This is a genomic window from Methanofastidiosum sp. (assembly GCA_013178285.1).
Lineage (GTDB): Archaea > Methanobacteriota_B > Thermococci > Methanofastidiosales > Methanofastidiosaceae > Methanofastidiosum.
In genome coordinates this window covers 45,003-52,528 of the sequence record JABLXD010000009.1, presented here as the reverse complement: position 1 = coordinate 52,528, position 7,526 = coordinate 45,003, and the positions used below count along the sequence as shown (strand labels likewise).

The window sequence follows — 7,526 nt, the reverse complement described above, 5'->3', positions numbered from 1 at the left end:
GTATTCTGTAAGTACCTTATAAAAATTAGCAATTTCATCAGGAGACTTTAGAGGTACATTGTGCAGACTTTCAATAAGATCATAGATATTATACCGGTCTCTAAACGAAGCTTCCCTAACCCTCAACAAATTCACCTTATTAAATTTATTATATAAAGTATATAAAATTAATTTATAATTATCGGTTCTATTTAAATATTAATCTGTTTCTTTTTCAATATTATAGGTTGTCATTCTATTTCTTGCATCAGATTTCATGCTTTTTAATTTTGGTAGATTATAAGAGGATATAATTCCTGCGAAGACCAAAACAAACCAAAAAGATAAGATTCTATCAAGAATTGTGGCAGTTAAAGCTACGTTCTTTCCAACTTTCAATGCTGCGTATAACACTGACATTGTTACCTCAACTATCCCAAGGCCCCCGGGTAAAAAGGGTATGAGTCCCATAAGAAGGCTTATGGTAGTAACTAGAGCAACTAAAACCGGATTTAATGGTTTTCCCAATGCTAAAAACACAAAATATGTTCTTAGTATCCAACAAATCCACATTATCACTGAAGCTAAAATTGATCGGTAAAGATTGTTCCTACTTTTTAGTATTAACTGAAACTGGGTGTGGAAGTTCTCGACCATTGATAACGCAAGGTCTTCGTATTTTTTGATTCTCTTGGAAAACTTTCCAACTATTGTCAATAATCTAAAGACAACTTTCTCTCCTGCATTTTTATTGAAACATATATAAGAAGCTACCAATAGGACTGCAATATATGCGACAATTATTAATGAAAGTAAAACAATTACTCCCCATTTGACGGTATAGAAAAGATTGACATACATAACTGAAAAAACTGCAAGGGCAAAGAAAGGAAGAGACTCCACAATTCTATCTACCGTCACTGTTGCAAATACAGTTTCAATTGGGCTGAGCTCTTCTTCCCTTGAAATTAAGAAAGTTTTCATCGGCTCTCCGCCCGTTCTTGCACCCGGAGTAACGTTATTGAAGAAAATTCCTACCATTGTAGCTACGAAAACGTTTTTTATGGATATGTTAGGTTTTAGGGATTCAAGGATAGGTTTCCACTTGTATGCTTCAAAAAATAAATTTAATATTTGGAATAAAAGCGCAAGAGCTAGATATAGAGGATTAGAACTCCTAATTAAAGTAATGAATTCTCCGTATCCTACAAAATGTATAAAAATAAATATTAAAACAATTCCGGCGAAAAAAGGTAGAATGGCCTTATAATTTACCATTTTTAGTTCCCTCTAGTTTTATCATCTTGTCTACTTGGTTCAATATTTTGTCTATAAAAGAATTTTTGTTTTCTAGCTCTTTACCTAAAAGGTAGTATTTAATGAATACAATCACGATTCCAATTGCTATTGGGCCTACAAAAATTCCTATCGCCCCAAAGGCTAGAAGACCTCCAAAGAATCCAAAAAGGAATATCATTGGATGAATCTTGGCATATTTTCCTGCAAGTTTTGGTTTGATGTAAAGTTCAGGTATTACAGTAACTAATACTTGACCAATAATAAAGATATAGATCCCAGTCATTGCTTGACCGTTCATTATATAGACAACTGCAATTCCAGAAAATAACATCCATGGACCTAAGATTGGCGCAAAGTCCATAAAACCCGACATTATTCCTAAAAGCATTGGATAAGGAACTCCAAAAATTAGGAATATGAAATAACTAATTATTGAAGTGAAGATAGCCTTTAAAATATTAACAAGGATGATACTCTCAAAGACTATATCAATTCCGTTAAGAAGAGAAGATATTGTCTTCTTTTTAGTATCTGGCAGTAAAGAGACAAATGTATCTCGAATAGTAACCCCTTCTTTTATTAGATACAATGCCAGTATTGATGCAAGCAAAAGTTTCATTGCATATTCTGGCATATGGATTGTAAGATCAATAATCTCCTCAGAGATGTACGATATTAATTCATGTAACTTAGAAGTTAAAACATTTACAATTTTGTCAAGATCTTCAGAATATTCTATGTTATAGTAATTTAAGAATGAAATGAATAAATTTTTAGAATATGTATCAAGATCTCCAAATACAATAATTAATTTTTCAAAAATCTTTTCCCTCATTACATAATTTATAGTGGCGGCCGCAAGATAAAAGAAAAGTAAAAATGCAGGGACTATTACCGCTATTGCAGAAAGAATCGCAGCATAAGTTTTGTTCATAAATCTTAATAATATTGTATTAATTGGCCGCATTAGATATACTAAAACAAAAGTTACAATAAGTGCGTCTACAAGTGGGAAAAGTGTAAGAGCTGCTATTATTAGAAAAAATATGAATATTGAAGCAATTGCAATTCTATACTCGCTTTCTTCCATTAGATCCCTCTCTTTTAACAATAAATTAGTTAAGAGTATATAAATTTAAAGGAAAAATAATTCAGGATGATCTAATATTGCCTGAACTATCCTTTTTGAAACTTTATCATCCCACAAAGGAGGCTTTGGATATTTTTTCTTCCTTTTTGATATATCCTCTATAGCATTAGATAACCTTACTGGGTCTGTGCCTACAAGGATATTGGCATCATTTTTTAATGTCACTACCCTCTCGGTATTTTCTCTTAACGTGATACATGGCACATCTAGCATTAATGCCTCTTCTTGAATCCCTCCAGAATCTGTCATTATAAATTTAGAGTTTGACATCAAACATAAAAAGTCAAGATAGCCCAAAGGCTCTATTATTTCTATATTATCCCCAAGTTTTTTTAGATGTCCAATATCTTCCAATACTTTTTTAGTTCGGGGGTGAAGGGGAACGATAATCTTTGTTTCTATCTTATTTAAAGAATCAAATAATTCAACAAGTTTAACTGGGTCGGCAGTATTCTCTGCTCTATGAATTGTCATAAGGCCATAATTTTGAGAGTCCAAAGAAAAGCCCTTTAAAATATTTGATTTTTTTGATTTTTGAAGATGTGATAGCAACGTTTCAACCATTACATTTCCTACAAAGAAAATTCTATTTTTATCAGATCCTTCGGATAAAAGATTATTAACTGCATCTTCTGTTGGCGCAAACAAAAATTGAGAGATTCTATCAACAAGTATTCTGTTTATTTCTTCAGGCATTATCATATCAAAAGAACGGTATCCTGCTTCTACATGCGCTACTGGAATCTGCATTTTAATTGAAGATATTGCACCTGCAAGTGTAGAATTTACATCCCCTACAACAATTGTTAAATCGGGTTTTTCTTGTGCCAATACTTCCTCAATTCTTGACATCATTGCCCCTGTTTGAACGCCGTGGGTACCAGATCCTATCCCAAGAAAAACATCAGGTTTTGGCAATTGTAAATCTTCAAAAAAAACTCTATTCATGTTCTCGTCATAGTGTTGACCTGTATGAACTAGAACTTGATCAATATTTCTCTTCTTTAACTCTTCATATATGGGCTTTATTTTCATGAAATTAGGTCTTGCGCCCACTATTGAGAGTATTTTCATAAAAAATCATTAAGAAATATGTTTTTAAGAGTTTGGATTTGACTTTTTCAAAATATGAAACGGTTTTATTACTATTTCATCTAAACTTTTATATATTGTTTCATCTTTAGGTATAGTGTAATAATCAAATTATAATAAGGAGGTATGCTATGAGTAATGGCGATGGATTGAAAGTTTTATCTGCAGTTCTTGCAGTGCTTTTATTAGTATCTATAATAGGAAACTTCTTTTTCTTGTATAGGTCGCTATCAGACGCAGGACAAGGAGCCCAATATAATGTTTTGCTAACTGAAAAGATAGGCCTTGATAATAAAATATCTTTATTGGAATCGCAGATAGCGGATAAAAATAAGAAAATAACGGATCTTGAATCTGAAGTGAGATCTCTTAAATCTCAATACGATAGCGCCCAAAGAAGCGTTGATTTGAAACAAAAGGTAATTGACAATTATGAAACTAGGGTAGACTCATTAGAAGATCAGCTTTACGATTGTGAGCATAAGACTACAGTTACATATACATCCTACTGCTCATGTGGATACTACAGGTATAATTGCACATGCAACGGCTACTGTTACTATGACTGGTACTGCCCAAGTTCATGCTCATGCTGTTATACTAGTAGTTGCACAGACTGTTAAAAGAGTTTGAGGAAGAATCTTATGAGTCGAAAAATCCAATGGAGACTCTAAGTTCTCCCTCAAATCTTTTCTTTTATTATTCTATATATGTTTTTCGCTACTTTTGAAAGTACTGGTTATGAGATTTTAATATAATTTTATCCAATATTCAATATTATAAATAACATAGTACCTATCTACTAATGATTTTATACCAATGTTAATTAGTTTGTTATTTTTAGTGAATAGGGCTATGAAAAAACAGTAAATAAAAAAGAAGACTTAAAAATAGTAGACGGAGATTTTAAAATTTATTTTATTTCTTAAAAATGATAGGTTTAAATATATTCAATCATAAATTTATAGATAGAGGAATAAGATGGAAGATAAGAAAACTAAGAAAGCAGAGATTAAAGTTACTGGCATGACATGCGCGACATGCGCTTCAACTATAGAAAAGTCACTTATGAATTTAGAAGGAGTAAGTAAAGCTGAAGTGAATCTTGCTAAAGAAACGGCTTCTGTAGAATATGACTCAAACAAACTTAAAATAAATGACCTTGATGGTGCTGTAAAAGATGCAGGTTATGATGTAATAAATGAGAAGGCCGTGTTAAAAGTTGGAGGAATGACTTGCGTAATGTGTGCAAATACTATAGAGGGCACATTATCTAATCTCGATGGAGTTATTGAAGTCCATGTAAATGTTTCCTCTGAAAAAGTGTATGTAACTTACAATCCAAAAATAATTTCAATAGCTGAAATGAAAAAAGCCATTGAAGGCTCAGGATACCAGTATCTTGGTATAGAAGGAGAAGCTGTTGAGGATTTAAAACGAGAAGAAAATCAAAAGAAGAAAAAAATTAGGATAATTATAGGGGCAATAGATTCTGCAATATTGATGGGACTTATGTACGCCCCAATGACGATGCTCCCAATATCGATGTCATTTTTAATGTTTTTAATAGCTCTCCCGGCTTTTTTATATCTAAGTTACCCAATATTTAATGCTGCGTATAGATCTTTGAAAAACAAGAATCTAAACATGGACGTTATGTATTCTATGGGTATTGGAGTTGCTTTCTTTTCAAGTATCCTTGGAACTTTCAATATTTTATTAGGCAGTGAATTCATGTTTTATGAAGCCGCGGTAATGCTTGCAACATTCCTAACTTTTGGCAGGTTTCTTGAAGAGCGAGCTAAGGGAAAGACCTCAGAATCAATAAAACGATTAATGGGACTCCAAGCAAAGAATGCAACTGTAATACGTGACGGAAAGGAAATAGAAATTCCTATTGAAGATGTTGTTGTGGGGGATATAGTTATAGTCAAGCCTGGAGAAAAAATCCCAGTCGATGGAGAAGTAATATCTGGACAGAGTTATGTTGATGAATCAATGATTTCTGGAGAGCCCATACCCGTCCTTAAGGAAAAGACAAGTAAAGTAATTGGAGCAACAATTAACAAGAACAGTGTAATTAATTTTAGAGCCACAAAAGTAGGTAAAGACACTGTTTTATCACAAATTATAAAATTAGTTGAAGAAGCTCAAGGGTCAAAACCTGAAATTCAAAAAATAGCAGATAAAGCTGTGAGCTATTTCATACCCACAGTCTTGACAATTGCAGCCATTTCATTCATTAGCTGGTATTTTATCTTTGATAGCACTTTCCTTTTCGCAGTCACAAGACTTATATCCATTCTTGTAATAGCATGCCCTTGTGCTTTAGGTCTTGCAACGCCGACTGCAGTTACTGTAGGTATTGGTAAAGGAGCAGACCTAGGCATTCTCATAAAAAATGGGGACGCCCTCCAAATATCGGAAAAGTTGACGGCAGTCTTATTTGATAAAACTGGAACATTAACAAAAGGGATGCCAGAAGTTACAGATGTTGTTCCATTTGAAATATCAGAAAAAGAACTAATGAAAATAGCAGGAAGTGTTGAGAAGAATTCAGACCATCCATTAGCAAATGCTATTGTTAAAAAATCTGAAGAACTAAAGATTAGTCTCACAACTACTACAAAGTTTGATACATTTGGGGGAAAAGGTGTTGAGGCAAATATTTCTGGAAAAAAAGTACTTATTGGGAACAGAACTCTATTTACTGAAAAGAAAATTGATATCTCAAAAGAAATAGAATTACAGATAACTAAGCTAGAAACTGAAGGAAAGACTGCGGTTCTGGTATCTTCCGAAAATAAATTTTCTGGAATTATCGGAATTTCAGACACCTTAAAACAGACATCTATAGATTCAATTAAGGAATTAATGAACAATGGCCTCAAAGTCTACATGATTACTGGAGATAACAAGAGAACAGCTTCTGCTATAGCAAATATTTTGAGTATAAAAAATATACTTGCAGAGGTATTGCCTGAAGACAAGGCAAAGGAAGTAAAAAGACTTCAGAAAAATGGTGAAGTTGTTGCTTTCGTAGGTGATGGAATAAACGATGCCCCTGCCCTTGCCCAAGCGGATGTTGGAATTGCTATTGGGAGTGGTACAGATGTGGCCATAGAAAGCGGAGACATAGTTCTTGTAAAAAATGATACAAGAGATGTCGTTTCGGCAATAAAGTTAAGTAAAAAAGTCATGCAGAGAATAAAGCAAAACATATTCTGGGCATTTGCTTACAATACTGCGCTTATACCAGTTGCAGCAGGGGTCTTGTATCCTTCATTTGGTATTTCTCTAAGGCCAGAGTTTGCTGGTTTTGCAATGGCCATGAGCTCTGTTACAGTTGTAACTCTGTCCTTGATGTTAAAGAGGTTTAATCCTGATAAAAATTAAGGGGTGATAATATGGCAATTGATCCTGTATGTAAAATGACTGTTGATGAAAAGACTGCAAAGTTTAAGAGCGACTATAAAGGTAAAATGTATTACTTCTGTGCGCCGGGCTGTAAAAAAGCGTTCGACCAGAATCCTGAAAAATATTTAAAATAGATAACCAAAAGTTTTATAAGCATTTATAAAAATGGCTTGTTAGGCCCCGTTAGTCTAGACCGGTCAAGAATGCGGCCCTTTCGAGGCCGTGGCACGGGTTCAAATCCCGTACGGGGCACTTTTACAGCGATTGAAATCCCCCGGCTGAAAAATGCCTGAAAGTTCTGGATATAAATTTTGTATTTAAAATTTTAATTATTAAAAATAAAAATATTGAATTTAAGAAAAAGCTACTAGGGTAACTCCCATTGACCTTTCTACTTCTTTCAACTTAATAACGTCACTATCTTGCATCTTTGCATAAGAAGGGGTCTTTTCATATGCCAATAAAATTACCCCAAGTTCATTCTCTAGCGCTTTTATCTTGCCAAGAGTTTTGTCATCAATTTTTGCATAATCAGGACAGACTTTCATAATTTCACCAAAATATATACTACTCTTTAATATAAATTACT

Annotated in this window: 7 protein-coding genes and 1 tRNA gene; 4 read left to right on the top strand and 4 right to left on the bottom strand. The window is 33.4% G+C overall.

The annotated features are described in order from the left end of the window. Window positions 1-198: 198 nt before the first annotated feature. The 3 genes from HPY60_04920 to wecB are packed head-to-tail and all read right to left on the bottom strand — an operon-like array spanning window position 199 to window position 3,502. On the bottom strand, window positions 199-1,257 hold the full coding sequence (locus tag HPY60_04920; protein NPV50523.1) for a flippase-like domain-containing protein: 1,059 nt from the start codon (window positions 1,255-1,257) through the stop codon (window positions 199-201). After that, entirely contained in the window at window positions 1,244-2,368 is a 1,125-nt protein-coding gene (locus HPY60_04915; protein ID NPV50522.1) for an AI-2E family transporter, read from the bottom strand. Before HPY60_04915 ends, HPY60_04920 begins: the two co-directional genes overlap by 14 nt. A gap of 45 nt (window positions 2,369-2,413) precedes the next feature. Then, window positions 2,414-3,502 (bottom strand): UDP-N-acetylglucosamine 2-epimerase (non-hydrolyzing), encoded by a 1,089-nt coding sequence (wecB, locus tag HPY60_04910; protein NPV50521.1) that lies wholly within the window; start codon window positions 3,500-3,502, stop codon window positions 2,414-2,416. Window positions 3,503-3,651: 149 nt separating this feature from the next. On the opposite strand from wecB, the gene HPY60_04905 reads away from it, so the two are divergent. The 4 genes from HPY60_04905 (at window position 3,652) to HPY60_04890 (ending at window position 7,189) form a co-directional block, all read left to right on the top strand. After that, on the top strand, window positions 3,652-4,143 hold the full coding sequence (locus tag HPY60_04905; protein NPV50520.1) for a hypothetical protein: 492 nt from the start codon (window positions 3,652-3,654) through the stop codon (window positions 4,141-4,143). Between the two features lie 358 nt (window positions 4,144-4,501). Then, window positions 4,502-6,916: a copper-translocating P-type ATPase gene (locus tag HPY60_04900; GenBank protein NPV50519.1), complete on the top strand. Its 2,415-nt coding sequence runs from the start codon at window positions 4,502-4,504 to the stop codon at window positions 6,914-6,916. An 11-nt stretch (window positions 6,917-6,927) separates the two neighbouring features. After that, complete coding sequence (locus HPY60_04895; GenBank protein ID NPV50518.1) at window positions 6,928-7,071, top strand: YHS domain-containing protein; 144 nt, start codon at window positions 6,928-6,930, stop codon at window positions 7,069-7,071. A gap of 43 nt (window positions 7,072-7,114) precedes the next feature. Further along, window positions 7,115-7,189 (top strand) — tRNA-Glu (locus HPY60_04890). Window positions 7,190-7,290: 101 nt separating this feature from the next. Here the strand turns inward: HPY60_04890 and HPY60_04885 are convergent. After that, the gene (locus HPY60_04885) at window positions 7,291-7,485 is read right to left on the bottom strand and encodes a hypothetical protein (protein ID NPV50517.1); all 195 of its coding nucleotides are present in this window, start codon (window positions 7,483-7,485) and stop codon (window positions 7,291-7,293) included. Window positions 7,486-7,526: the final 41 nt, after the last annotated feature.

Excerpts from the sequence above, each read along its gene's own strand:
- HPY60_04920 (NPV50523.1), bottom strand. The coding sequence starts at position 1,257 with ATGGTAAATTATAAGGCCATTCTACCTTTTTTCGCCGGAATTGTTTTA.
- HPY60_04915 (NPV50522.1), bottom strand. The coding sequence starts at position 2,368 with ATGGAAGAAAGCGAGTATAGAATTGCAATTGCTTCAATATTCATATTT.
- wecB (NPV50521.1), bottom strand. The coding sequence starts at position 3,502 with ATGAAAATACTCTCAATAGTGGGCGCAAGACCTAATTTCATGAAAATA.
- HPY60_04905 (NPV50520.1), top strand. The coding sequence starts at position 3,652 with ATGAGTAATGGCGATGGATTGAAAGTTTTATCTGCAGTTCTTGCAGTG.
- HPY60_04900 (NPV50519.1), top strand. The coding sequence starts at position 4,502 with ATGGAAGATAAGAAAACTAAGAAAGCAGAGATTAAAGTTACTGGCATG.
- HPY60_04895 (NPV50518.1), top strand. The coding sequence starts at position 6,928 with ATGGCAATTGATCCTGTATGTAAAATGACTGTTGATGAAAAGACTGCA.
- HPY60_04885 (NPV50517.1), bottom strand. The coding sequence starts at position 7,485 with ATGAAAGTCTGTCCTGATTATGCAAAAATTGATGACAAAACTCTTGGC.